The 26,367-nt window shown below is 68.3% G+C and carries 19 protein-coding genes and 1 pseudogene; 6 read left to right on the top strand and 14 right to left on the bottom strand.

Annotated elements, in window-relative coordinates:
* Positions 1-75: 75 nt before the first annotated feature.
* From K7711_RS02695 to K7711_RS02650, 10 genes are all read right to left on the bottom strand, one after another.
* On the bottom strand, positions 76-1,737 hold the full coding sequence (locus tag K7711_RS02695) for a bifunctional 3'-5' exonuclease/DNA polymerase (RefSeq protein ID WP_222964506.1): 1,662 nt from the start codon (positions 1,735-1,737) through the stop codon (positions 76-78).
* 265 nt (positions 1,738-2,002) lie between these two features.
* Positions 2,003-3,469 (bottom strand): cutinase family protein, encoded by a 1,467-nt coding sequence (locus K7711_RS02690; RefSeq protein ID WP_222964504.1) that lies wholly within the window; start codon positions 3,467-3,469, stop codon positions 2,003-2,005.
* A gap of 297 nt (positions 3,470-3,766) precedes the next feature.
* Complete coding sequence (locus K7711_RS02685; protein ID WP_222964502.1) at positions 3,767-4,159, bottom strand: hypothetical protein; 393 nt, start codon at positions 4,157-4,159, stop codon at positions 3,767-3,769.
* An 81-nt stretch (positions 4,160-4,240) separates the two neighbouring features.
* Positions 4,241-5,023: a hypothetical protein gene (locus K7711_RS02680; protein ID WP_222964500.1), complete on the bottom strand. Its 783-nt coding sequence runs from the start codon at positions 5,021-5,023 to the stop codon at positions 4,241-4,243.
* A gap of 67 nt (positions 5,024-5,090) precedes the next feature.
* The gene (locus K7711_RS02675; protein ID WP_222964498.1) at positions 5,091-5,714 is read right to left on the bottom strand and encodes a hypothetical protein; all 624 of its coding nucleotides are present in this window, start codon (positions 5,712-5,714) and stop codon (positions 5,091-5,093) included.
* Between the two features lie 360 nt (positions 5,715-6,074).
* Positions 6,075-7,088, bottom strand: a complete 1,014-nt coding sequence (locus K7711_RS02670; protein ID WP_222964496.1) for a C40 family peptidase — start codon at positions 7,086-7,088, stop codon at positions 6,075-6,077.
* On the bottom strand, positions 7,088-8,083 hold the full coding sequence (locus K7711_RS02665; RefSeq protein ID WP_222964494.1) for a replication-relaxation family protein: 996 nt from the start codon (positions 8,081-8,083) through the stop codon (positions 7,088-7,090). Before K7711_RS02665 ends, K7711_RS02670 begins: the two co-directional genes overlap by 1 nt.
* Positions 8,084-8,196: 113 nt before the next feature.
* Positions 8,197-10,755, bottom strand: a complete 2,559-nt coding sequence (locus K7711_RS02660) for a DUF8128 domain-containing protein (protein WP_222964492.1) — start codon at positions 10,753-10,755, stop codon at positions 8,197-8,199.
* Positions 10,752-13,835, bottom strand: coding sequence for a PrgI family protein (locus K7711_RS02655; RefSeq protein ID WP_222964490.1), 3,084 nt, complete (start codon positions 13,833-13,835; stop codon positions 10,752-10,754). Before K7711_RS02655 ends, K7711_RS02660 begins: the two co-directional genes overlap by 4 nt.
* Positions 13,832-15,499, bottom strand: coding sequence for a TrbL/VirB6 family protein (locus K7711_RS02650; protein WP_504740365.1), 1,668 nt, complete (start codon positions 15,497-15,499; stop codon positions 13,832-13,834). The genes K7711_RS02655 and K7711_RS02650 overlap by 4 nt, the downstream gene beginning before the upstream one ends.
* Between K7711_RS02650 and K7711_RS02645 the strand changes: the two genes are divergently transcribed.
* Positions 15,429-15,668, top strand: coding sequence for a hypothetical protein (locus K7711_RS02645; RefSeq protein ID WP_222964486.1), 240 nt, complete (start codon positions 15,429-15,431; stop codon positions 15,666-15,668). The two genes, K7711_RS02650 and K7711_RS02645, sit on opposite strands and share 71 nt — an antisense overlap.
* A gap of 36 nt (positions 15,669-15,704) precedes the next feature.
* Here the strand turns inward: K7711_RS02645 and K7711_RS02640 are convergent, their stop codons facing one another.
* The 4 genes and pseudogenes from K7711_RS02640 to K7711_RS49620 form a co-directional block, all read right to left on the bottom strand.
* Positions 15,705-16,091 (bottom strand): pilin, encoded by a 387-nt coding sequence (locus K7711_RS02640; protein ID WP_222964484.1) that lies wholly within the window; start codon positions 16,089-16,091, stop codon positions 15,705-15,707.
* Entirely contained in the window at positions 16,082-17,008 is a 927-nt protein-coding gene (locus K7711_RS02635; protein ID WP_222964482.1) for a sigma-70 RNA polymerase sigma factor region 4 domain-containing protein, read from the bottom strand. Before K7711_RS02635 ends, K7711_RS02640 begins: the two co-directional genes overlap by 10 nt.
* A gap of 880 nt (positions 17,009-17,888) precedes the next feature.
* Positions 17,889-19,273: pseudogene (locus K7711_RS02630) on the bottom strand (IS1380 family transposase).
* A 122-nt stretch (positions 19,274-19,395) separates the two neighbouring features.
* Entirely contained in the window at positions 19,396-21,732 is a 2,337-nt protein-coding gene (locus tag K7711_RS49620) for a DUF4236 domain-containing protein (RefSeq protein ID WP_222964480.1), read from the bottom strand.
* Positions 21,733-22,051: 319 nt separating this feature from the next.
* On the opposite strand from K7711_RS49620, the gene K7711_RS02620 reads away from it, so the two are divergent.
* The 5 genes from K7711_RS02620 to K7711_RS02600 all read left to right on the top strand — a co-directional run bounded on the left by K7711_RS02620 (position 22,052) and on the right by K7711_RS02600 (position 26,150).
* Positions 22,052-22,648, top strand: a complete 597-nt coding sequence (locus K7711_RS02620) for a hypothetical protein (RefSeq protein ID WP_222964478.1) — start codon at positions 22,052-22,054, stop codon at positions 22,646-22,648.
* A 177-nt stretch (positions 22,649-22,825) separates the two neighbouring features.
* The gene (locus K7711_RS02615; protein ID WP_222964476.1) at positions 22,826-23,230 is read left to right on the top strand and encodes a TniB family NTP-binding protein; all 405 of its coding nucleotides are present in this window, start codon (positions 22,826-22,828) and stop codon (positions 23,228-23,230) included.
* Between the two features lie 201 nt (positions 23,231-23,431).
* Positions 23,432-24,070 carry a hypothetical protein gene (locus K7711_RS02610; RefSeq protein ID WP_222964474.1) on the top strand — a complete coding sequence of 213 codons (639 nt, stop codon included), beginning with the start codon at positions 23,432-23,434 and terminating at the stop codon, positions 24,068-24,070.
* A gap of 56 nt (positions 24,071-24,126) precedes the next feature.
* Entirely contained in the window at positions 24,127-25,092 is a 966-nt protein-coding gene (locus tag K7711_RS02605; RefSeq protein WP_222964472.1) for a TRM11 family SAM-dependent methyltransferase, read from the top strand.
* A gap of 749 nt (positions 25,093-25,841) precedes the next feature.
* A complete protein-coding gene (locus K7711_RS02600; RefSeq protein ID WP_222964471.1) occupies positions 25,842-26,150 on the top strand; it encodes a hypothetical protein in 309 nt (102 codons plus the stop codon).
* Positions 26,151-26,367: the final 217 nt, after the last annotated feature.

The following is a 26,367-nucleotide window of genomic DNA, read 5'->3' as shown; positions in this document are numbered from 1 at the left end:
GACGACAGCGAACATCCGCTAATCGGCTACGAGAGTGGATTGCGGGGCGTGTGTCACACTGCTTTGCGTGTCTGCTCATTTCGCGTCCCCGTAGCACTCCACCACCGCTGTGGTGAAGGGAAACCGGACCGGTATCGGTCCGAAGGCCGTGTGGCCCGCGGTGTGTGCCGCGGTGGCGATTGCATCGGCAACTGTTGCGGCTTCTTCCTGCGGGCAGTGCACGATGACCTCATCGTGTTGGAAGAAGACCAGTTCGGCGCGTAGCCCGGCATGGTGCAGTGTATGCCGCAACCCGGCCAGTACCAGCAGCATCCAGTCCGCGGCGCTGCCCTGCACGACGAAGTTTCGGGTGAAGCGGCCGCGCGCACGGGCGCTGGGCGTGCTGCGGTATCCGCCGGCCCCCTCTTGCTCGTGGTCCGCTTGGTCGAACGACGTGGTGGGCGGGCAGGTACGCCCGAACCAGGTGCGCACCAGGCGTCCTTGTTCACCGGCGCGGGCCGCATCGTCGACGTAGGCCACCGCGGCCGGATAACGTCGGCGGAGTTCGGCCATGTGGGTCAGTGCGTCCCCGGAGGTTTGGCCGTAAATCGCGCCCAGAAGGGCGAGTTTGGCCTTGGCGCGATCACCGCCGAACGCGCGGACCGCCAGATCCTGGTACAGATCCTCGCCGCGGCCGGCCACCTCCATCAACCCCGGATCCCGGGAGATCGCGGCCAGCACGCGAGGCTCCATCTGATCGGCGTCGGCGACCACCAGCCGCCATCCCGGGTCCGCGCGGATCGCTCGGCGGACCACCTTCGGGATCTGCAGGGCGCCACCGCCATTGGTGGTCCAGCGGCCGCTGACCGTGCCGCCCGGCAGGTACTCGGGACGGAAGCGGCCCTGGTGTACCCACTGCTCGATCCAGGACCAGCCGTGCGCGGTGTGCAGCCGGTACAGCGATTTGTAGGCCAGCAGCGGCTCGACGGCCGGGTGATCGATCTCCTGGAGCTCCCATTTGCGGGTGGAGGACAACGCGATTCCGGCACGCGCGAAGGCTCGGATGATGTCCTGGGGCAGATCGGGCCGGACCCGGGTGCCGAAGGCACGCGATACCTGTTCGGCCAGTTCGACCATGCGGCGCGGTTCGGTTCCGCCCGAAAGGCGTTCTCCCAGCATCGAATCGAGTAATTCTCGGTGGATGTCCGCGCGCCAGGGAATCCCGGCTGCGGACATCTCGGTCGCTACCAGCATGCCCGCCGACTCCGCGGCCAGCAGCATCTGCATGTGTTGCGGATTGTCGGTCCGGCTCGTCCGGGCCACCTGTGCTGCGTAGACCTCCAGCAGTGCGGTGAACTCGTCGGTGTCCGGTGGGAGCGGTATTGGGCCCGATTCGAACAGGGTGGGCTCGGTGTCGGCGGCACGGGCGGGCGCATCCGGCGGTACGGGTAGATTGTGCAATCGTGCCCAGGCCGCGGCCAGCGAGCGAGCTTGCCCCGACTGGCCCTGTTCATGGCCGATCAGTAACGCCTCGGCTGCCTCCACGTCGTAACAGCGGTCGACCCGCACCCCCGCGGCCAGCAAACGCCGATAGATCCCGGTAGTCGATCGCCACACCCACCGCTGGACATCCGGCCGCGAACGTACCGCCGCGGCAAGCGAGGACTCGTGTGCCACCGGGCCCGCGGCCCGGCCGTCCCGATCGAGCGGACACAACCGGGCCCCGCCCGTACCTGTCTCGGCCACCGCCCATCGCATGGCCCGAGTCTCGCAGGAGGCACCGACACCCCCGGCCACCTCCGCCACCGTCGTGATGACGCGCTATACATCGCGCCGGATGCGGTGCAATACCATCGGCGCGGGACAACTCATCGCAACGTCACATAATCGGCATTACCGAGCACCTGCTGGCCACAGGCACACCGTCGCAGATTCTCAGCAATCGTTCGCAAACGAACGACAGGCGAACTAACACTGAGAAAGCGAACTCAGCCATGAGAAACTACATCGGAGGTGACCTCGATCAGTGGGCGTGGTTGATTCGGCCGGTCAACCAGCCGGTCAGGTTCTGTAGGCCCGAGGCGTACCCGTTCTGGTGGACACCAGAGGAGAAGAAATTCGCCGCGTCGATTCCTTGCCGGGCCAGGTCGGCGAGCCCACCGTTCGAGGCCGTGCCGGTGTTGGTGGCGGTGAGTGCGGCCAGGGGTGCGGCAGTGCTGCCGGTGAGCGCGTTCGCCGCGACCTGCGCGAGGTCGGCGGCCACAGGCAGCAGGCCGGTCAAGACGGCCCCGGCACCCAGAACGTCTCCGGTGATGAGTTTCTGCACTGCCGCCCACGCGGTTTCCTGGGCGGTACCGAGGTCGGTGGCGGCTCGGTTGATGTCGACTCCGGCGAGGAGATCGACGATTTGCGCTGCCGCGCTGGCGATTCCACTTGTGTCGGCCGGAGCGACAATCGTCAGGATGCGGGCGATGAGGTGCAGGTCGACCTGGGAGGCCATGGTGACCAAAGGGCGGAACTGATTATTGAGGTCCCCGGCGAGCTGGTGGGTGCCCGGGACGTCCATGGCGACCAGGCGTTGCGGCAGCGCGGCAAGGTCGCCACCGATCGCGGGCAGGTTCGCCGCAAGCGAGGTCATCCCCGCCAGGACGTTGAGTACCTGCTGGGTGAGCGTGGACGCATCGAGTCCCGCCAGGGCACTACCCGCGTCGCTGGGCTGTGAGGCCGGGCCGGTCTGAGTGGTTGCCTCGGGTCCGGATGTGGGGTTCGGGGTGCTGGTGAAGGCGCGTCCGATCGTGGTGACGAGCGGGTCGGTCTGTGGGGAGGCCGAGCAGTACAGGTCGCCTTGGGCGCAGAGGGTGCGCACCCGGTCGGTCAACTGGCCGAAGTCCTGGGCGCGAGGGCCTTCGACGCCTTCCCCGCCGGCCTGGTGTCCGAGTTGTGGTGTGGTGGAGGCGCGGTGGGGGTCCGCGACGAGTCCGACCGCCAGGACCCGTGAGGCCGGGATGGGGCCTTGCCCGTGCCCGATCCGGGCCGCGAGGTCCCCGGCGACCTGCGCGCCCTGCGAATACCCGAGCAGGACCACTTTCGTGGTGGGGCACAGCTGCGACAACTGCGCGGAGAGGGCTTGTGTGCCATCGGTTTCCGAGGCGGCGTAGGTCGGGGTGATCGAGGCGGAGTAGTCCACCGTCTGCGAGGCGAGATCGTTGCCGTAGCGGGCCTGCAGGTCACGAGTGACCGGGGCGAGCAGGGTCTGCGGTGCGGTTTCGGTAGGCGGGGTGCCGGTGGGGGCGTCCTCCCAGGTCCCGGGCACCGTGACCGTGGTGACCTTCGCGCAGCGTTCGGTCGGTGCGGCCACGGCGAGGCCGGGGACCACGGCCGCGGTGAGCACGGTGGCCGCGCAGAGCGCGGCACCGGCCCACCGCCGCAGCAGGGGGCGTGGGCGTGCGGGGTGGCGTGTGGTGCGGATGCGGATGTGTGAACCGATCATGGGGATCCTCCCGAACAGGGCCGAATGACGGACGCGGACACCACCGGGGCGCGGTGCTGCTATCTGAGGACTCCTGTTCGGGGGCCGAAATTTGACACGCGATACGGGACGGATTTCGACCGCAGCCGCGCGGGGCCGGGATTCCCGCACGGCCCCAACGACGGGGCACGGGGGCCGTCCCAGGGGCCGACCGGCACCGCATGTCCCGCCCTGGGCACCGTGCGGGCGTGGATATGGCGCGGGCCCCGGCCGTGGAATTGGCCGGGGCCCGTGCGGTGTTCGCGCGCCGCGCGTTGGTTAGCGGTCGCGGTCTAGTGCGGCGATCGCGGCGGCTGACGGCGTGTCGAACACGCGCCCATCGGGCAGCATCAGCCCACCGGTAGCGGTGACCACGGCGCTGATGCCGGTCCCGCCCAGGGTGAGCGCGTCCCCGACGCGGAGCTGGCCCCCGTTGATGAGATCGCGCACCGTCCACCGATGCGGCGTGCGCGCGAACGGGAACGGGTCGTCGAACTCGTAATCGACCTGCCAACCCTCGGCGCACTCGGTACAGATGGTCCCACTGGTGACATGCGCGCACTCATCCGGCGGCACCACCATGAACCGGTGCGCGCGGATCCGGGTGACCCGCTGCGCGGTGCCCAGCATCGTGTAGGACTCGTCCAACCGCGCGGTCACTGTCTCGTACATAAATCTTTCCCCTTGTCGTCCCGTTACGGAAATGGCCTGTTCCCAGGCGGGGCGGACCCCGCCTGGAAACAGACGCTCAGCTCATGCAGTCCGGGTGTGTGCCCATGCCCGGGGCAGTGCGCCACCGGTAGTGAGGTGGTTGTCCAGGGCGGCCATGAGTTCGCTGGCGTCGCGGTGCAGCGCGGCGAGCCGGTCGTGGTGATCGCCGGTGTCGGGATCGCCGTCGTGGGCGTCGATCTCGGCGTCGATCTGGTTCTGGCACACGCGGAACCGCGCCAGCAGGTCGTCAGGATCCTCGGTGCGCACCGGCACCACGGGCGCGGGCGTAATGGGCCCGCAGCCGTGGTACCGGGCGTAGTGGTAGGCGGTGACGATCGCGGCGGTGCCGCGCGTGGTGGCGTGGATGGCCGGGAACGCCTTCGCCTGCCCGGTGACCCGGTGCACACACCCGCTGATGTAGACCACGCGGGCGGCCGGGTCGCCGGTGTCGCCGTGGTGGATGGTCACTGTGAACTGGTGACGCCCCAGATCGACCACCACCTGTGCGGCGGTGGGGGTTTGGGTCCAGTGGTGCGGCAGCGCGGTGGCCGCGAGCGCGAACGCGCGCACCGCTGTGGCGATGTGCTCGTCATCGGCCAGCAGGCCCCCGTGCACCGGCATGCGCTCCCCGGTGCCGGGTTCGTGGACGTGATCGGCCCAACTCTCGCACGGCCAGCACGTGCGGCGCGGCGCGGTGCCCAGCTGCCCGAGGTCTTCCAGTTCGTTGTCCAGTTCCAGCGCGCGGGGCAGATTCCGGGCGTCGGCGGCCCGGTCCCGGGCGGCACGCAACAGCGCGATCGGTTCGGTGGAGGTCGAGATGGTCATGACGATGCCTCAATTCTGTTGTGCAAGTCCAGATTTCGGTTCGGTGTGCCTGGTGGTGGCGGGGCGTTCACGCCCCGGCGGCCAGGGCCCACTTCTTCGGCGCGTCGCTGGTACGGGTGGCCACGTCCTCGGCGGTGAGCTTCTCCAGGGCGTTGTTGATCGCGCCGGAGGAGAACTGCCGGGGCGCGTGTGCGGTGTCCAGGGCGTGTTTGAGCGCCGTCGGGCTGAACGACTCGCCCGGGTTGTCCCGCAGATGGTCCTCGACCAGCCCCCGCAACCCGCCCGGGGGCAACTTGTCCACCGTGTCCGCAACACCCCCGGCGCTGGCGGTGCTCCCAGCACCGGTCGCGGCCCTGCCCTTGGCCTTGGCCGGTGCGGGCGGTGCCGGGGTGCCGGTCTTCTTCGGGCGGCCCGGCGTGCGTGCGGAGCGTGCGGCCGGTTTCGCGGTCGCGGTGCGGGCCGGGGGTGCGGTGTCGGCCAGGGTCCACAGGTAGGTGGCGCGGGCAGCGTCGGGGTCGGTGGTGCGCACAGCGGTGCCGTCGTCAGCCATACGGCCCAGGATGGTGCGGGCCGTGGACACGCTCATTCCCGCGTCGAACGCCAGCGCGCTGGCGGTGGCCCCGGGATTAGCGGCCAGCGCCGCGCGCACAGCGGCGTCGTTGGTGTCATTTGCTGGTCGTGCATCGGGCATGACATCTCCGTCGGTGTTAGGGAATTCGATAGCGGTGTTGCCATGTCCCGGCCGGGACGGTTCACCCCGCAATTCCGGGGAATTGTGGGGAAACCACATCCATGGACGCTCGTCGTCCGGGGAAATGTCAAGCCGAAATCGAAACAAGACGGGCGTCTTCTATTATTTACAACGGCAACACTGAACGCCCGGCATTATCGGATATGCGCGACTCCGATGCTACGAAACAAGAACGGCACACGACTTGCCGCGAGGTTTTTATCAGGGACGGTGTCGCAGCAGCGTACGGTGTGTGTGGAGACCGGTCGTACGTCGCGTGCGCGAGCGGCGCGCGGGACTCCGCGTTTATGGTGTCCACAGTCATGAGGCGTTGGAGACGGCTGAATTGCGCGTGAATACATGATTTGCGGATAGAAAGTCGTCGCCCGGATGCCGGTAGTCTTCTATTTTTACTTGTTGTCCGAGGTCGGGTGCGTCGATCATTTTATTGTTGCCGAGGTAGAGGGCGACGTGGTGTATTCCGTCTTTCTGGTTGCTGTAGAAGATGAGGTCGCCGGGTTGGATCTGGCTGGTGGGGATGGGGGTGGTGGCGTGGTATTGGTCGGCGGCGGTGCGCGGGAGGGTGATTCCGGCGGCGGCGTAGGCGGCCTTGGTGAGCCCGGAGCAGTCCCATCCGCCCGAGGCTTGTGGTCCGTTGCCTCCCCAGACGTACCGCTGCCCCAACTGGGAGCAGGCGAAGGTGAGCACGGTAGCCGCGACCGGGCTCAGGCCGGTGAGGTGCTGGCAATCCCCAGCCCCGGGCTCGGGGGTGGTGCTGCGGTAGTGGTCGGCTTGGTCGAGGACCTGCCGGACGTACCGGTCGGCGTGGTTGTAGCTGTAGATCGCACGCCGCAGGTCGGTGGGGGCACCGGAGTCACACAGGTAGTAGGCGGCGGCGTGGATGGCGTCGGAGGCGTTGTAGCGCGAGGGTGGGCTCGCGCCGCCCGCGGGGAGGCGGTGGCGTGCGGTGACCGTGTCGAAGGTGGAGGCCAGGAACTGCATGGGGCCTGCGGCGCCCGCGTTGTTCTCGCCTGTGGTGACTCCGGGGAGGCGGCTGCGGCCGTGGTCGGTCTCGACTTTCCCGATGCCGGCCAGGACCGTCCAGTCCAGGCCGGGGCAGTCCGAGGCGGCCTCACGGTACAGGGCGAGCGTGTCCGCGGGAATGTCGGCGACCGCATCGGGACTCGGCACCGATTGCCCGGCCGCCGGGCCGGGAGCGGTGATGCTCGTATGGGATCGGGCGGAGTCGACCGCGACGACGGTGACCGTGAACGCGCCGATCGCCACGGCGGTGAACAGGGCGGTGGCTCCGGCCCCGAGTGCGAGCCCGAACATCACAGCCTCCCGTGGCGGGGTGGGCGCGGTGACGGTGGCGGGATCACCACCCGCCGGTCCAGGGCCGTGCTGTTCTCGCCGGTGCTGGCGGCGGCCGGGTCGAGGTGCAGGTGCGGCCAGGCAGTAGCCAAGCGCGCCAACGAGATCCGAGGCCCGGGGCAGGCGGGTGCGGGGTGCAGCGGCAGCCACACCTCCCCGGCCGGACCCGCCTCGGGGGTGTGTTCGGGGGTGGCGGTGGCGATCGGGACCGTGTCGGGGTGGTCCAGGCCGGTCGCGGCGGCGGCCAAGGCGGTGCGGGCGGTGGCCTCGCGCCGCGCGGTGGGAAGCCAGAACAACAACGGAGTGGTGATCCCGGTCGCGGCGGCGAGGTTGCTGTACCCGTGGAGTTTCCCCGCCAGCTGGGTGAGAGATTCGGTGCCGCAGTCGTATTCGAGGAAGAACTCGACCCCGGTCGATCCAGGGGTGGGGTCGAGGCGGCCGTAGCCGTCCGGTCGGGCCAGGTCTCCCCACAGTCGCGCGCATCGGGTTTGGGACCACCAGAGGTTCAATGTGCCGGGTTCGGGGTTGGTGGCCAGGGTGGTGAACCAGTCGGCGACGCCGATGTCGTGCTCGAGGTGCAGGCTGTGCGCCAGGGCGAGGGCGCGGTCGTGCCGCCAGCGCAGCTCGCGGATGTCGAGGCCGTGTTCGGCGGCCAGGACGGCGGCTCCGGCGGGGGCCAGGATCCAATGCCAGGGTGCGGTGCCGACCGGGCGGTGGGGCCGGAACCGGTCGATCACCCCCGCCTGATGCAGCGTGAGCAGGCGTCGGGTGGCGCGGCGGGTCGCGCCGAATGCGAGGGCGCTGATCTGGGTGGTGGTGAGCACGCGGTGCTCCCACAGCATCCACAGCAGCCACCGATCTCGCGCGGTGAGGATGCCGGCGAGCCGGGCTCGCCCGGCCAGCACCGGACCAGCCGAACGTGCCGAGTCGTGTGGAGAGGGTGGGGTGGGGGTCATCGGAAAAGACACCTCCGATCGAGGGCGGGGCGAAACGCCGGACCAGGCGCGAAGGCCCCGAGAGTGCGTGCATGGATAGGGGTGAGCCGCAAACCGTTGCGCTGGAAGGTGTTTCACCGGCGGCGCGGGTCGTTCCGGGGCACCTGGGGCCCAGAAGAATTCGGCCGGGGCATGCTCGCGGGCAGAGCGTGTGGGCGGGGTGTGGTGTGGGCGCGAGCGGCGGCGCGGATGCGGCGGGCTCGTCCCGGGACCGACGGGGGCAGCGGCGTGGTTTCGACGGTGCAGGGGGCGATGTTCTGGCCGTTGACGACGAGGCGGGTCGCGGCGTGGTAGGCGTCCAGGTGGGCCAGGTCGTGCTCGCCCAGTTGGGGGAGGGTGTGCCGGGCCAGGTCGTGGGAGTCTTCGGGCGAGAGGGCGAAATAGATTTTGTTGCGGGCGTTGGTGGAGATCGCCTCGCGCAGCGTGGAGGTGAGCTGGCCGAGGTTCTGGTGCGCCAACACCATGGAGAGTTTCAGGGCGCGGGCTTCGGCGAGCATGTCCTCCACGGGTGTGGACAGGTGCAGGAAGTTGTGACATTCGTCGAGGTACAGGGCCGCGTCGTGGCGTTGGGTGGCGGGGGTGTCCGCGCGGGCGGTGGCGGCCTGCCAGGTCCGGGCGACCAGCAGCGCGCCGAACAGGCGTGTGGTGTCCTCCCCGAGGCGTCCCTTCGGCAGCCGGGCCAGCACCAGGCCGCCGCCGTCGAGGGCCGCGCGAAGGTCCACGGTGGCGGGCCCGCCCGCGAGCGCGGACCGCACGAACGGGCGCATCAGGAGTTGGCGGAGTTTGTTCAGCAAGGGTGCGATGAGCTGGGCGCGCCCGGACTCGCCCAGGGCTTCGAAGGTGCCCCAGAATTGTTGCAGGAGGGGGTCTTTCACGTCTGCGGTGAGCCGGGCGCGGTAGGGGTCGTCGGTCAGGAGGTGGGCGACGTCGACGAGGGTCGCCGGGCGCGCCTGGGCGCAGACGGTCTTGAGACTGTTGCGGAACAGGTCGTCGGTGCGCGGGCCCCAGAACTGGTGGTAGATGCGTCCGAAGACGGACCCGATGTTGTCCACGGCCTGGTCGAGATCCCCGCCGACGGTGGTCAAGTCCAGGGGGTTGATGCACGGGGGCGGGCTGGACGAGTCGGCGTCGAACAACACCACCCGCCCCGCACACTCCTCCGGGAGCCTGGTCAACACGTCGCTGACCAGATCGCCCTTGGGGTCGACGAGAACCAGCCCGCGACGGGCGGTGGCGTCGGCGAGGACCATCTGGCCCAGGAGGGTGGATTTCCCGGTCCCGGTGGGGCCGATGACGTGCACGTGGTGGCGGGCATCGTCCACCCGCATCGCGACCTGGCGGCCTCGGGTCGCGTCGGCGCGCCCGAGGGGTTTGGTGCCTGGACCACCGGCGGCCACGACTTCGCTGGGGGCCAGGGCGCGGGCTCCGGCGCGGTGGATCTCGGCGATGCTCGCATCGGTCGGCAGGTGCGCGAGCACCGCCAACTCGGGCGAGGAGAGCAGATCACCGCGGCCGAGCCGCCGCCAGCACATCGCCTCGCGCACCCCGGCACCGCGACGCCAACGACGAAGATAGTGATTGTGCTGCGACGCCGAGGACAGAAAAGCCGAGACCGCGTGTGCGCGGCCCCGCACCATGTCCCTGGCCCGGGCGCGGGTGGCGTGGTCAGCATCGAGGGACACAGGGGCGGTGACCGCGTAGCGCACGACGGTAGCCCACTGCGGAACACCTGCTTTGGTAGCGGCGGCGTGATCCTGGGCGGACTGTTCCAAGCTCACCTGCCGATCACCAGACCCATACCGTGCGCTGCCGGTTCGCGCCGGTGTGCCGGTGCGGTGGACCGGGCCCGGGGCGAACAGGCCGAAGAGCTCCCGCCCGACTTCGAGAAGGAACTGGCCCAGGGCTGCGGGCGTGCCGGTGCTGCGAGTGCGCCGGGTGGGGCGGGTGGTGACCGGGCGAGCCAGGACCTGCACGCACGCGGTGGTGCCGGGCTCCATCGCGGCGGCAGCGCTGAGCAGGAACGCAACCGGGTCGCCGGGGGCGTTGGTGCGGATCGGCCAGCGGCCGTGCCGTGCGAGGCGGAGCTCGCCTCCGGCCAGCAGGTCGCGGTGCCCGGCCGGTGGCGGCGGCAGCGGTGGTGTGGCGGGGGTCGTGTGGGTGCGGGCACCGCGCCACGAGGACGTGACGGCATTCTCGATCAGGTGCGGCGGCACACACGAGGGCACCCAGAGCCGGATCCTCGCACCCTGCTCAGGGCTGATCCAGTACTCGAACCCGAGCAGGTGCTGCCCGGACCACCACCGCTGCCACCAGCGGCGCGCGATCGCACCGTGTAGCTGCTCCCAGAGCACTTGTGCGCCCTCGGGTTGTACCTGCGGCGGGACGAGGATCTCCACGTGGCGAGCCCCCTGGGCCCAGCGCCGCTCCCGACGACGCCGCACCCACCCAGCCACAGCGACGACGCCGGTGACCGTGGCCACGAGGGCGGCGGCGAGGGGAATCGCGTGCTGTTCGGCGAGGGAGAGCAGGTGCCCGGGGCGCAGGCCGGGGTGGGTGAGCAGCCTGCCGATGACCCCACCACCGTCGGTGTCGGAGTCCGTGGGTGTCTGGGTGTGCAGGAAGGGGTTCATCATTGGGTCTCCTGTTCTGTGAACCGCGCGCTGTCCCACTCGTTGCCTGCGCCGAAGAGGACCTGCGCGCCGAGACGGACCGGGTCGTCGGTGCCGAAGGGGCGGGAGCTGAGGTCCAGGTCGATGCGGGTGTCCTCGGCGTCGAGGTCGAGATCGAGGTAGCCGGCCTGCTCGTCGGTGTCAGGCAGGTCGTACTCGGGTGAGGTGGTGGCGAGTTGGTGCTCGGCGAGGGAGGCGACCGTGCCGAAGACGGTGCGCTGGTGGGCCCCGGTAGCGAGTAAGCCCTGGCCGCGGTCGGCCGAGAGCAAGAAGCGGCGCTCGCCGTCGGAGAGGCTGAACGCGTCGCCGATCTGGTCGATGGACTGCGGAGCTTGGCGCAGCAACACCTGGGTCGCACTGTTGGCGACGATCGCTTTCCCGAGGTCGGTGGCCAGCACATCGGCGGCGTCCTGGGTCGCGACGGTCAACCCGACGAAGTACTTGCGCGCGGATTTCGCCAGCCGGGCCAGGAAGCTCGCTCCGGCGGGCTGGCGCATCAACAGCCACGCCTCGTCGACCACCACCGCGCGGGGCCTGCGCAGACTCGGGTCGCTGACCCGCCGCCAGGTCGCGTCCAACGCCAGCAAGGTGCCGATGGTTTTGAGTTCCTCGGGCAACTCCCGCAGCGAGTACACGGTCAACGCACCGGCCGGGTGATGGGTGCTCGCGCCGTCGAGCAGCCCGGCGAACGCACCCTGGCCGACATACGGGGCGAGCCCGGCGGCCAGGTCGGCCGTCACCGGGCTACCGGTGGCGGCGAGCTGGTCGCGCAGCATGCTCAGCGTCGGCGCGGCCCGCACCCACGTGGCCGGGTCGTGGGTGATCCCCGCCGCGAGGTAGGTGGCGGTGACCGCGGTGTCGAGGGCGGCGCGTTGGGCGGGGGTTTGCTCGCCCAACAGGACCGCGATCACGGTGTGCAGGTGCAGCTTTCGCCGCAGCAACGCATCGGCGGTCGCGGTGCGGTGCCCGCTCGGCCCCACATGTATGTCGAGGTCGAACGGGTTGAGGCACACGCCGGGGGCGCCGAGCCGAATATGGGTGCCACCCAGCGCCTCACACAGCGCGGCGTATTCGTCCTCGGGGTCGATGACGATGGTCTCGATCCCCCGGTACAGCGACCGCAGGATGCTGGTTTTCGCCAGATACGACTTGCCGGACCCGGACCGGCCGAGAATGACCTCGTTGTGGTTGTGCATGGCGGGGCCGAAGCGGTCGTGGAACAACAACCCGGCCGCGCCGTCGCGCCCATAGAGCACCCCGGCCGGAGTCACCGAGACCGGATCTGTGGGCGGCAACTGCGCCGAGGCGAACGGGACCGCCGCGGCCAGGGCGTGGGAGTCGAAGGTGCGGTGCAGCCGGACCGGGTCCAGGCCCAGCGGCAACGTCGCGGTCCAGCCCTCCACGGCCCGGTAGGTGAGCGGGCAGGTGTCGATCAGCAGACTCGCCGCCAAAGTCCGCAAAGCGGTGACTTGCGCAGTGAGTTCGTCCTCGCTGGTGGCGTGGACGGTCAGATACAGTCCGGCGCGGAACAGGCGGGACTCCCCACGCGCCAGCTGCGCCGACAGCGCGGCTGCGTCCTCGGCGGCCACCTCCACGGCGGGGTCGCCGACCCGGTTGTTCACCGCGGCGGAGGCCATGCTGGATTCGAGGCGGGCGAGTTGGCGGCGTAGCCGCATGGCGGCGAGGTGGGGGTCGATCGGCTCGATGTGCAGGGCGATATCGACCCGGCCCCCGAACGCAGCCAGGGGTGACAACCATCCCGGGGTGACCTCACGCGGGTAGCCGGTGACCGCGATCGTCGCCACGAAGTCCGATCCGACCTGGAGGTGCCGGGCGCCGATGGTCAACGACTCCGGCGCGAACTCCACACCACCGCCTCGGCGTGGCGTCCGGCCTCGCCGGGCCCGGGGTCCGAGACCCTGGGCACCGTGGCCGACGTCGTCCTGCTCGTCGTCGGTATCGAGAGGGTCGAACTGTGTGCCCGTGTACGGGCTGTCCTCGGTGGTGATGATCTCGGTGGGGCTAGCGGCTCCGGCCGCGCCGTAGGGCACGAGGTTGGCGGGGTTGGTGCAGCTGGTCAGGATCGCCCGCGCCTGCGAATCGTCCAGCGCGCGCACTCCGACCCCCAGAGGCACGAGCAGATCGGTGGCATCGGACAGACGGGCCAGCAACCGTGATTCAGCCGCGTGACGAGCCTGCACGGAGATCCGGCGTTCGCGGCGGCCCCGCGCGGTGAGCCCGCCCACCAGGGAGTCCGCCAGGCGGGTCGCGGGATCCAGGGGCTCGCGCCACACCAGCAGGACCTGGCGCTGCCCGGTGGTGTCGTCCGCGGCCAACTCGCTCAGATAGCGGGAGTGGTCGAGGGCGTACTCGGCCAACGCCGGTGGCATGTCATGGGCGGCGGTGTGCAGGTCGGTGATGTGGCCGGTCACGTCGAGACGCACGGACCGCAGCAGGATCTGCACGCCGTTCCCGGACAGGCTCTGCAGGTAGCCCGCCAGCGCGCCAACCAAGCCCGCCTGCTCGGCGGGGGTGCGCAGGGCGAGGTTGATGGTGGTCGCGGCGGCGATCACCGCGATCCCCTCCTCACCCAGATCGACCACACCGACCCCGCCGCCCGCACCGCTGCCCGCTGTCACCGCCTGCGGTAGCCCGGCGGTGCCGGGTGTGATCGGCTGCGCGATGGGCGGGCGCGGCCCGCGTGCACGACCGGTTACCCAGCGCGGTACCGCCCCGCCCTCGGTGTCACCACCGGGACGCATGGCGATCAGATGCCTCGCGCGCCGGTGATGACGCAACCCAGCCATGAGCAACTGGTCACCGGAGAGGCCGTCGCGGGTGGTGAGCGCGATCGCGGTGGCTACCGCCGCGATCGGGGCCGCGAGCCCGGCGAACACCGTGATCGGCACGAGCGCGCGGGTGATGGCCCAGATCAGCAGCAGGACCAGCCCGGTCGCGGACAGCAGTGCGAGTTGGCGGGCGGTGAGGGGGCCCAGGATCCGGTCGGGCCGCTCGACATCGGAGGGAATGCGGTAGGCGTTCATCGGGGACCTCCGGTCTCGGGCCGCCGACGGCGGCGCACGGGCAGATCGGGCAGGGGAAGGTGCAGCTGCCGCCCCGCCCGGCGCGGCGCGGGCGGCGCAATCCACGCCGGTGTCGGCGGCGGGGCCGGTTTCCGGACCCGCTTGACCTCCAGAGGCAGCACGTACTGGCCCTGCGCGGTGGAGGTCGTCCGCGCGTACGGGTCCTGCACCCTCGCGGGCAGCGTCTTCGGGGACTGTGGGGGCGGGAACCGCAGCGCCAACTGGCGGCCCTTCGGTGCCCGCTTCCCCGCCGAGACCCCGGCCCGGCTGTTCCCAGCGGTGGCCGTGTTCGCCGAGGGCGGTCGACGGCGTGTGGGTTTGACCGGGGTGGCGTAGAACAGGGCGCGCTGGCCGTCGGGGCGAGGCGCTTCGGGCGGGAGCGAGGGGCTGGGCTTTCCCAGGTCCAGCGTCAGCTGCTGCCCCGAGTCCGCCGACCTGGACGTGCGCGGCGTGGGGGTGGGGGCCGGTGGCGGTGGTTTCGGCCGCACGCGTTTGAGGCCCTGCAATGGCAGCATCATCTGCCCATCGGCGGCGGTCTCGGCCTTGTCGTAGGGGTCGGGCTCGGCGGGCTTGGGCCGGGGCTTGGGGGCCTTCCCGGCGTGAGCGCTGCCGCGCAGCAGGCCGAGCGTCTTGTACGTCAGATAGCTGCGGACGATGCGACCTGCCATGGAGTGCCCCGACCCGATCCGCATCGCCGAGAGCATCCAGAACGGGATCTTCACCAACACCCCGACCAGCGCGATCGACACGATCAGGTCCACCAGCCCGGATTTCGTAGCTCCCAGCAGGTGCCAGTCCCCGGAGGTGAGGAAGACGCGGGTGGCGGTGATCAGCGTGATGCTCTGCACGATCTGGATGGCCAGGCACGCGCTCATGGATCGCCACCACCAGCGGGCGATCGGTTCGGTGACCGGCAGGGCGTGGCACATCAGCGCCAGGGGGGCGGCGACGATCAGCACGATCGTGATCGCGACTCGGATCACGTATCCGGCCAGTAGCATCACCACCAGCACGATCAGTACGAGGGCCAGCAGCAGCCCGAAGATGCCGCCCGTGCCGACGGTCACCGAGGCCAGTTGCCGCAACGCCTGTCCGGCCGAGTCGGGATCGACCCCGTTCCCGGCGACCGCGGTGGACAGGGCGTTCGCGGCGCGGACGGCCTGGGTGACCAGCGGGAAACTCAACCCGGCCGCGATCATGCCGATCAGCAGCCCGGGGGCGATCTCGCGCAGCGACCAGCGTGACTGCAACGTCTCGTAGGACATGACCAGGATTCCGGCGGCCATCACCAGCAGCCCGTACACCGTCAGGGTGATCTGCCACGACGAGGTCCACAATTCCCCGACCCGGGGCAGACTCGCCGGGTCCGGCGTCGCCAGCAGGGTGGTCGACAGCAACTGCAGCAGCGGGTCTAGCGCCGAGGACACCACAGTGCTGAAGAGGCCGTCCATCGCCTTGACCAAGCACCCGCTGATGGCATCGAGCGCGCAATCGGGCTCGGGCGCAGCGGCCGGACCCTGATCCTCACCAGGCTGTTGAGCGCAGCCTTGGCTCGTGTTGGAGCAGGGCTCGCCCGGAGGCGCCGCCGGTGCCGTGGTCGGTGGTGTCGGTGTCGCGGGCGTCACCGGCGCGGGTGTTTGCGGGCCGGGAGTGATCGGCGTGGTCACCGACGGCGGCGCGGGCGGGGTGGTGACCGGGATCGCCGACCCCGGCGCGGCAGCGACAGTGCAGATCAGCGCTGCCACACCGAGAACCAGCAGCACGCACCGCCGGATCCAGCGTGCCGGGCCGTGACCTGTCAGGCGGATAGTGGAGAAGGTGGGGTGCATGTCAGCCTCCCACCAGTGATTTGAGGATGCTGACCACGACCGGCGCGAGGATGGCCAGGCAGTAGCCGATCATCGCCGAGCGCAGGCACGCTTTGGCGCGTTCGACCTCGCCGGCATCCCCGCCCGAGAGCAGGTACCGGGCCCCGCCGACCGTCAGGTACGTGGTTGCGATCGTGGCCAGGATCGCGATCAGCCAGTTGCGCAGGTTGTCCGCGACCTGGTTGAGCGAGGTCGCCACCGCCAGCACGACCGGTGCTGCTGCGGCCGGGCCCGCCGCCGCGCACAGCATCACGACAGCGGCGGCACCGGCCGCGAGGGCAGGCGAGGCCCGATAGCGCGAGCGGCGCGCAGGGCGCGGGGTGGCGGGGGAACGGGTCGTCACGCGCATCGGGGCTCCTCCTCGTGCGAGGTGTGGTCCGCGCTGGGTGCGGACCTGTGCAATGGGAGGACTCCTGATTCGGGCCGCTTATTTGACATCCGCTCGTGCGATTGCTGTTTATCGGTGCGGTCGCCTGGCGTGGTGAGGTCGTCGAGGGCGGCCATTTCGACCGTGGTCGACGATGCTTTGGTGGTGATGCGGGCCCGCAGCCAGGCGGTGAGTCGTTGTTCGGCGCGGTAGCGGCGCTGCGCGAGGGTGTTGTACGCCAGGCCGGTGTCGGCCGCGGCCCGGGTGAGCCGCTGGTGTTCCAGGCGTGTGCGCAGGATCAGCTCGGCCTCGGACGCGGTCAGCACCTCCTCGTCCACCGCCTGCTGCAGCAGCAGATCCGGGTGCCCGGCGGGCGAGGCGACGACCTCACCGTCCACACGGGCCGGGTCATCGCCCTCGGGGGACCAGTCGGCCGGGATCGGTGCTGCCCGGCGTTCGCGCACGCGCGGGCAGGTGCGGTGAAAGGTGGCCCACCGCAGTCGGTAGGCCACGTTGGGCCGGTTCACATCCAGCTCGCCGAGTGCTTCGAGGAACCCGAGGATCACCATCGCCTCGGTGTCGGCGCGATGAATCCAATGCCCGCACAGCACCGCGGTGATCGAGTGCAGCATCGGCAGCGCCGCCCCCGCGCACACCAGCACCGCGGCCTCATCCTGAGTGCGGGCCTGCTGGATCAGCGACGCCCACACCGCGTCGACCTCTGTGGCGGGGACTTGCGGATAGAGCAGTTTCTCGGCCAGCTCCGCGGCCTTCATCTGTTCCCAGCCCGGGGGCAGACCCGCCACCGGGTGACCGGCCAACCGGGTGAACTGTTCGCGGATCACCACCAACGGCCTGGGTGCGGCGTGCTGGTCGTGGGTTGTTCGTGAATTCGGCATCGTGCCTCTCCCGTGCTCGGCGAAAAGAAATCGGCCGGGCAAGGAAAGACAGCGGTATCCACACGGCAATGTCAGAAAAACCTCACCGCGCATACACGAGAACCTCGAGACGAATTCACGGGCAGAATTCACGCCCCCACGGACTCTGGCGGCCAGCGTTTCCGCCCTGCCTCGGGATCACCCGTGAAATAGCGTTCTACCTGCGGTGAAACCGTCGTGTGGCGGTGGTGTGGCGATGCCACACCACCGCCACACGACTCCGGGAAAGACAAATCGAAGAAACTTTGTCGGCCTTCGCCTCGACCCGTCTTTTCCGCTACGGGATCCGGTACCGGCAGACCGAGGTTCATATCTTGTGCCGATATAGCGCGCGCCGACGACCCGAACCGGCAAGTGAAACATCTTGTCCACCAGATATTTTGCGCGCACACGAACAGCATCTCCGGCCCGCCGTCACCGTCGAGGCCGGCGATGCTGGCCGGTACCCGGGCCCCAGTCACGCTGCTCGACGTACCGTGCTCTCCGAGGGGACGATCACCGCGACCGGATGTGGCGTTGGGGTCTGCCCCAGATCGACGCCGGTGATTGCCCCCGAAATGGGTCAACCTCTGCCCCGGCCCCCTCTACCGCAGATAATTGCGCGCCTCCTTGTCTGCGATAGCGTCGGATTTCGCGAGTTTGGCTCACCCACGTACCCACTCCCATTAGCCTCAATCTTTCACGGGGGTGATGTGCTGGCCTGATCGGGTTCGGATTGCCGTTTTGCGGCCGTTCGGCCGCAAAACGGCAGGGCTGGGGTCCCGTTCAGCGGGTGGCTGCCGGGTGTCCACCGGACCCGGAATGGTTGCCTTTCGTCTCGTTGGGGCGGGTTGGGTGCTGGTCAGCCTGGTTGCAGGCGGGTCAGCGCGGTGACCGCCAAGCTGGTCCATGGGTTGTGGGCTGGTAAGCGCAGGTGGGTTCGCCGGGCGTGGCGCGCGAGGCGGGCGGGGATCGAGAACAGCCGCAGGCGAAGGGTTTTCGGTTCCCAGCATCGCGCGTGGTGATCGTGCAGGGCGAGGGTTTGCATCCAGGCGGTCAGGTCCAGCGCCAGCGCGACAAGGGCAAGCCAGATGCGGTTGGCGTCGAAGCTATGGAACGGTAGGTTCCGCAGGCCGGTGTCCTTGGCGGCGCGGATGCGGTCCTCACAACGCGCCCGCCGGCGGTGCCGCAGTTCCAGATCGGGCAGCTGACCGCGGGTGGTGTTGGTGACGAACGCGGTCAGCCGCATACCGTCGCGGTCGGTGAATCGCAGTTGCGCGCCGGGATGGGGGCGTTCCTTCCGGACGATCAACCGCATTCCCGTTGGCCACCCGGACAAGTCGGTGATGCCGGTGACCTCGACGACCCAGGCTCCGTCGCGGACCTGCCCGTCGGCGTCGTAGGCGGGGGTCCAATCATCGGCGCGCAGGTGAGTGTCCATGGCCTCGACGATCTCGTCGGTCAACGTGAATCCGATCGAGTACTGCACCCGCCGGGCGTGGCAGTAGCCGACGAACTCGTGGGTCCCGCCACCGGAGTCGGTGCGCACCAATACTTTCCGGCCCACGCGCCACAACGGCTGCCATGGCAGCTGAGCGAGAGCTTCATGGAGAACCCGTTTGTGGTCCGCGGCGGTATTCGAGCCGGCGTTGCCTGGCCTCAGCATCACTGCGGCAGGCTCCCCGGTGCCCGTCTCACCGTGGTCGATGAACGCCCACAACGGATGAAAACCGAAGCCGCGCTTGAATGTCGGGGCCGCTTTCTCCTTTTCCGAATGTGCGTCGGTCAGCGTGGCATCGAGATCGATGATCAACGGATGCTCGGCATCGATGCGGTGATCGGGTGCATATTCACCGGAGCGCTTCCACGCTTCCGCTCGCGCAAGGGACCGCGCAGAAGCGATGGCGGCCAACGCTTTCGGCACATCGGTGGCCAGCACGGCAACCAGCCGCGACACCGTCGGATCCGACGCCACCAACCCGAACACACCCGGCTCGGCTCGCAGCAGCGCCAGATCCGATACACAGTCCCCGCCGATCGCGAGCGAGACCGCCAGATCCAACACGATCTTGCCCGGATCATGAGTGGCCAGGGGCCTGCGCCAGGTCGTCAACTCCTCCGACAAACCCCTGACAGACCCACTTTCTCGGCCGTGCGCAACAGCAGCACCGCACCCGCCTGTGACACCACAGCACAACCGTCACCGTCCGCGACCAACGCCGGATACGGCAAGATAGACTTCCTCACCAGAAAGGTGCTCCTCGACCACGCCAATTCTGTCCTCAGCAAACAGAATTATCGCAGGTCAGAGCACCTTTCGCCATTCCAGCCACCCACCATCACCCGGCACAGCGAATTCACGAGGTTAGTCAGGTCTCGGTGGCCTGCCTCCACCAGTGTTCGGCCTGCACCGGATCAGCCTGTTCGAGCAGGTCTCCGAGGCTGGTCATCGCATCGGTGTCACCGGCGTCGGCGGCCTTCCGATACCACGCCACGGCCTGCACCGGATCACCCAGCCGCTCGAACAGCCGCCCGAGACTGCTCATCGCATCGGTGTCACCGGCGTCAACGGCCCGTCTGCACCAGTGTTCGGCCTGCACCAGATCACCCCGCTCCTCGAACATGAGCCCGAGCCTGTTCATCGCATTGGTGTCACCGGTATCGGCGGCCTGCCTCCACCAGTGTTCGGCCTGCACCAGGTCGCCCCGCTTCTCGAACAGGTACCCAAGCCTGCCCAGCACATCGGTATCACCGGCGTCGGCGGCCCTCCGATACCACGCCACGGCCTGCACCGGATCAATCTCTCGGAGCTCGTACCCGCGCTGAACCATCGCACTGATCTCGCGGACGTGGGCGGACTTCTGATACCAGTGTTCGGCCTGCACCAGGTCACCCCGCTCCTCGAACAGGTCGCCGAGACTGAACATCGCACTGAAGTCGCCGACGTCGGCGGCCTTCCGATACCACGCCACGGGCTGCACCGGATCACCCAACAGCTCGAACAAGTCCCCGAGACTGCTCAGCACATCGGTGTCACCGGCGTCGGCGGCCCTCCGATACCAGTGTTCGGCCTGCACCAGATCACCCCGCTGCGCGAACAGCAGCCCGAGACTGAACAGCACATCGGTGTCGCCGGCGTCGACGGCCCGCCTCCACCAGTGTTCGGCCTGCACCAGATCACCCCGCTCCTTGAACAGGTACCCGAGACTGCTCATCGCATTGGTATCACCGGCGTCGGCGGCCCTCCGATACCACGCCACGGCCTGCACCGGATCGCTCTCTCGGAGCTCGTACCCACGAAGGAACATCGCACTGATCTCGCGTGCGTGCGCTGCCTTCCGATACCAGTGTTCGGCCTGCACCGGATCATCCTGTTCGAGCATGTCCCCGAGACTGTTTATCGCCGCGATGTCGCCGGCGTCAGCAGCCTTCCGATACCTGACCTCAGCCGGCAGTTGCCGCGCCGACGTTGCAGGATTCTTCTCCACCCCCCGCATCTCGAGGGCAATAGGTTGGATCCGTTGAGGCTCAACGGGGGTCGGCTCCGGCTGCACCTCCGCCGGTGGGGTCGCGAGGGCACCATGGGGATCCTGAACAGTTCGCTCCGGCAGTCCTGCGTGCGGTGATGCGGTGGCTTCGAGGGCGGGTGAGCGGCGCAACACCGCAGCGAGTTGCTTGGACGCATCCGGCCTGGAGGAGTCGATGATCCAGCTCAAGCCTTCGCCGCTGGACAAGGTCAACCTGTCGTATGCCATCACCGGTATCTGCCGGTTGTTCTTGAACCTGCGATCGGGGCCACCGCCGATGTTCGCGTACTGCCATGTCGTATCGACTTGTCTGCCGTCCCTAGGAACCCGACCACTCTCGATGAACCGTGACACCGACCAGTCGACGTTGAGTCGGTCATAAGTGACATCGCTGAACGTACGTTTGGTGCGTACAAGGATACGGTCAGGAAGTAGATACAGTGCGTCGCGGCCGCAAACGAAGGTCGGTACCACGATATTCGTGACCAGGTGTTTCGGTTTCTCGAACTGCAGCCCGAGAGGTGATCGGTTGATGAGACTGCCCGCTAGCGCGTTGACCTTGCGTTGATGAGTGCCTGTGAGCTGTCTGCTGGCTTCTATCCGCCATAGCATGTGCGACTGCGCCCAGGTTTGCGCATTTGTAACGACGGTGTCGTACCACGCGGCAGGGTCGTCGGTGACGTCGTAGAACACGACAACGTTGCGCCGCCCTTGGTCCCATTGCCACAACCACCAGACCGCGGGTAAAACGACTACCGCAACCAAGCCGAACGGGAATGCGGTAGTTACGAAAACGACAAGGGCGATCGTCAGGATCAGTGCCCAATTCCAGCGGCGGGCTGCGTCATTGAGTTGCTGAACGAGATCATCGCCACCGGTCGAGACAAGCGATTCGGCTGACGCTCCCGTCAAATCCGTCATCGGCGCGTAGGGCGCTGGTGAGGAGAATCCAGCTGGTCGATCGGTTCGACTCAGGCTCGCCCCTGAGCGTGAACGCGATGCCGTCGGTCCGATCGCAGTGCGGTATCGGATCCCACCGGCGCCGACGGAAACATAGTTTCCGCGAGGCCCGGTTCCGACTCGGAACCCTGGAACACCCGCACTGACCCCAATGCCCGAGGTACTCAGGTTGAAGCGGAACGGTCCGGCTCGCAGCGACTTCCCTAGATAGAACCCCATCGACGAATCCCTGCCTCTTTCCAATGCTCAAGCCTTGCAACGACTTGTCGTTGCAAGCAGTCCAGCGTTACCGCGCAATGGGACGTGATTTGTCGAAGCCAGGTACGAAGCGCACGACTAGGTGCTGCTGGCCAGCAGGTTATTGACATCGCCCTGGCCACGCGAACGACCCACGAGGTTATCCGGTGGCCGGACGGCCTATTGACAATCTTTCAGTAATACCTACTTGTTTCATAACGTAGGTATGTTAGCCTGGCCCCGCGAGCAGATGGCCGTCCGAGGCCGTCGTCGCACCAACCGATTGAAAGGCGGTTTCGTTATGGGCATCGCACTCACCACCGGTCAGGTCGCCGAGGAGCTGACCGAGCTTCTCGCCACGAACGACGGGCACCCCACGATTACCGGAGAGAAGGTCCTGACGCTCATCCACGCGGGCCTCTTCCCCAACGTCGGACTCGGCAAGCAGTTCCGTGTCGATCGTGACAAGGTCGTCGCGTTGGCGAAAGCAACCCGCTACGTGGCCCACCCGGAAGAAGTCGCCGATCTGATCTTCAGGGTGAGCGTGATCAAATACCGGGATAGCGTCTGCCACGACCTGGACGGCAATGTACTGCGCACACACGCCGGGGTCGACTACACGAACCCGGCACTTCTCGGCGGTGTCGAGGGGGTCTGGAAGCTCAGTCTGCACAACGCGAACCGTTTGGTCGCCGAGGGGGGAATTCTGTTGGCCACGGCGAAGGGCTACGTACATCCCGAGCACGTGCGAGAGGTCGTGAGCTGGGAGCACGTCAAGGACACCGCGCGCCGCTACTTCCATACGAAGGTGGCGTCAGCCATGGTGCGAGAGGCCGTGGGATCGGGAATCTGGATCGACGTTCCGCCTGGCCGGGAGTCTGACATCCTCGTAGGCTAAGGCTCGGAACAACGACGGGACCCCTGCACTGATCAGCAGGGGTCCCGTCGTTGTTCCGAGATATTGCAGAGATCGCGAGGAATATGACCGACTTGCGGACGCGATTCCGAGGGTGCCGAGCCCGATGTAGGGCACTTCGAGACCGCACCTCCACGCCGGCAGCCCCCGAAGTACCTGATGCCCGACTACATCAAACTGCTCGGCGTCGACGATTCCGAACGCCTGACCGCCAACGCCGTCGAGCACCTGCGCGACCAGTATGGCTGCGGAGACCACGGGCTTTTATTCATCGGCATGCCCGGCATCGAGAAGACGTTCTCCCGCTACCCGCAGCTCTACAGCCGCGTCGGCTTCGCCCACCACTACCGGCCCCTGACCGGCGAAGAACTCACCCTCGACCTGGACCCCGACGACTTCACCGACGCCCGAGCTGTCGCCGCCCGCATCATCGGCGGCAACTTCCGCCTCCTGCAACGCCTGTTCGCCCAAATCCACCGCATCATGAAAATCAACGAACTCCACACCATCACCGCCGACGTCGTCGAAACCGCCCGCAGCACCCTCGTCATCGGCACCACCTGAGCGCAGTCCCCCCGATGCGCCACTTGACGGCGCGAGAACCGCGAGAACGCCGCCACTTTCCGCCGCGAGTCACAGCTGGCCTGCGTCGGGAGGTGTGCGAAAAATTTGGGTTGTCGGATGTCAAGAAACCGGTCTCGGACAGGAGTCCTCCAGCAGAAGCAACCGTGCTTCGCTCCTTCACCGGAAATGAGGTACATCCCGATGACCGTAGGCAACTCCGCGCGCACACCCCGCACCGTGCCCGCGTCGATCCCGTCGACGTTGTGGGCGTGCGGGACCACACCGATCGAAGCGGCCGATTCCTGGCCGCCCCGGGTCACCGCGCGTGCACTGATCGAGTACAGCGTTCCGGGCGACCGCGTCCTGCTGATGCCCGCCACCCTCGACACTCAGCGCCTCGTGCACGACCTCGACCGCGCCACCGTCACCGATCCCGGGCTGGCGCAGCCCGCCGACACCGACCTGATCCTGGCCACGACCCTGCCCGGCACACCCGACCTTCGTGCCCCGATGGTCGCCGAGGTCGCCGCGTCCCGGCTCCGGGCAGGAGGGCTGCTAGTGGTCCTGGCCCGCACATGGCGCGACCACGACGGGGCGTTCCACGACCCGTCCGGGGACCTGATCACCCAAGCCCAGAACACCGACCTGCTCTATCTTCAGCACCTCGTCGCCGCACCCGTGCAAGGCACCGAGATCGTCCCCACTCCGCCGGAGCCCCGCTCCGCCGGTGACCCCGCTGACTCCTGCGTCGACACCGGCCCATCGCAGGCGTTCGGCACGGACATCGTGCATGTGGATGTCCTGGTTTTTCTGCAACCCCACGACCTCACCACCGCATGAGTCCCGGACCCCGCCTACCGGCGCATCGTCCACTACTTCGGAAAGGTGATCATTTCATGTCTGCTCCCGAAATCACGTCCAACCGCCCTGTGCCGGTGTCGGTGTGGGCGACCGCGCAGGCCAGCCCCGTCGCCCAGCGCGGTCCCCGCTATACCCGCGAGTCCTCCGCGCACCCGGCGAAAATGCTGCCGCACATCGCCGCCGAGGCCATCGCCCGCTACAGCAATCCCGGCGATGTGGTGATGGACCCGATGTGCGGCATCGGCACCACCCTCGTCGAGGCGGTCCACGCCGGCCGCCGCGCCCTCGGCGTGGAGTATGAGGACCGGTGGGCCGCGATCGCCCGCGACAACCTCGCCCTGGCCACCGACACCGGGAACGACAGGGATGCGCTCGTGTACACCGGCGACGGTCGCAAACTCGCCACTGTCCTGCCCGAGCAGGTGCGTGGCACCGTGGATCTGATCCTCACCTCACCCCCGTACGGTGACTCGGTCCACGGGCATGTGCGGGTGCGTGCCGGGGAAGGGATCCGCAAACGCAACCACCGGTACGGCAACACCCTCGACCGCGGGAACCTGGCCAACCTCGGCGTGCCCCGCCTGCTGTCCGGATTCACCCGCATCCTGACCGCCGCCACCGCCTACCTCAAACCCGGGGGGCACGTCGTGATCACCGCCCGCCCCTGGCGGCAACACGCCGAACTCGTCGACCTACCCTCCCTGCTGACCCGCTGCGCCGCCACCGCCGGACTCACCCCCGTCGACCGCGCCGTGGCACTTTTGGGGCGGCTCACCGACAACGACATCGTCGCGCATTCGAGCTTCTTCCAGCGCGACTTCGTGTTGAAGAACCGCGACGCGGGCCTGCCTTTGGCGCTGATTGCGCATGAGGATGTCCTTGTGTTCGAACTCAAGGCACGTTCCCGGAATGCATTGGAAGCCAGGCGCTTTCAGTCGCACTCCATGCCTGAAGTTGCTCCGTCGCAGTGGACGGGACAAGCCGGAGGCCTGGCAGCCTAGCCGATGCGACCGGGGTTCGGTGCACATGCGCTGGGCCCCGGTCGCTTCTCTTCCACAGGTCCGGGCCGAGGCCCTGCTGGATGTCGGCCGCACTGGTGTTCGTAGTGCCCACTTATCCCGATCTCGGATGTTGCGGCCGGACTATGCAGCAGCCACAGGCGTCGCAGGTTGTGGCTTTGATCTCGGCGAGCCGGGCAACCGGAACCCGAATCTCGCAGCGGCACATACACCATCGCGAAGATTCGGGGGAGAGGAATATCTGCGTGGGGTGTTCCGGTCCGGCCGATAGCGACGAGTCCTCACATGAACACGAGACACCGGAGGTGATCGCCCCGTGCCGACAGATCATGACGTAACCGACCCGCCTGTGCAACCCGCCGGGCCGGGCGGGTCTGCCGGGGAGCCGATGGCGCGTTGCGGTGCCCTTATCGTGCCGCTGGGCGTGGTAGCGGCTATTTCCCTATGCCAGTGATGGCCTGCGGGTCGGTGCGTGGCAGCGGCGTGGCAAAAGATACCTGTTTGACAAATCCGCGTATATGGAGCGTCCATTACCGTCCGCGTCGACATTCCACCGATATCCGAATCAGCGCGCACACCCGGGGTGCGTGATGACTCGGATCACCGGTGACGGCGCGAAAAGAAACCCGAGAAAACGTTCCGCACCGAATTCGGAGCGGAAACCGTCCGCGACACCGGAGCCGGAATTACACCCCGGTTCCGGGGCCGCGAATTATGGGAAAGGAGTGCCGATGACGGACGAGAAATCCGCGAACAAAGCGGTCGTGCCCCTACACGGGAGAGGCGAGGCTCGCGGCTCGCGCCGACACCGCCGGGTGCCGGACGGGGCCGACGGCCGCGTCGGTGGTTTCACGGTGTCATTCCAGGTGCGCTACGTCCACGGCGGCGAGGCCGAACGGGTCGCCGCCGCCCAGGCGCGGGCGATCGCCGCGCTGCTGCGATGGGCAGCCACACGCGATGCGGCCGGATCGATTCTCGACCAGCCCCCACGAGTCCACGACGTACTGGGCGACGATGGTGATCAGGAGCGTGCCGCGTGAGAGTGCCCGAATTCGCTAGCCCTGCAGGCCAATCGGTGGGTCTTGTGGGGATCGGTGGGGCCGAGCAGGTGCCGGTGGCGGTGTTCCTGCGGACCTCGACACGTGACTTGCAGGACCCGACCTTGTCGCTGCCGCGTCAGCTGGACAACTGCCGTAAGGTGCTGCCGCCGGAGTTCGTGATCGTCGCGTTCTTCTACGACGTGGAGTCCTCGCGCAA

The sequence above is a fragment of the Nocardia coffeae genome (genome assembly GCF_019890715.1).
GTDB classification, from domain to species: Bacteria; Actinomycetota; Actinomycetes; order Mycobacteriales; family Mycobacteriaceae; genus Nocardia; species Nocardia jiangxiensis.
This window is presented reverse-complemented; position numbering and strand designations above follow the sequence as displayed.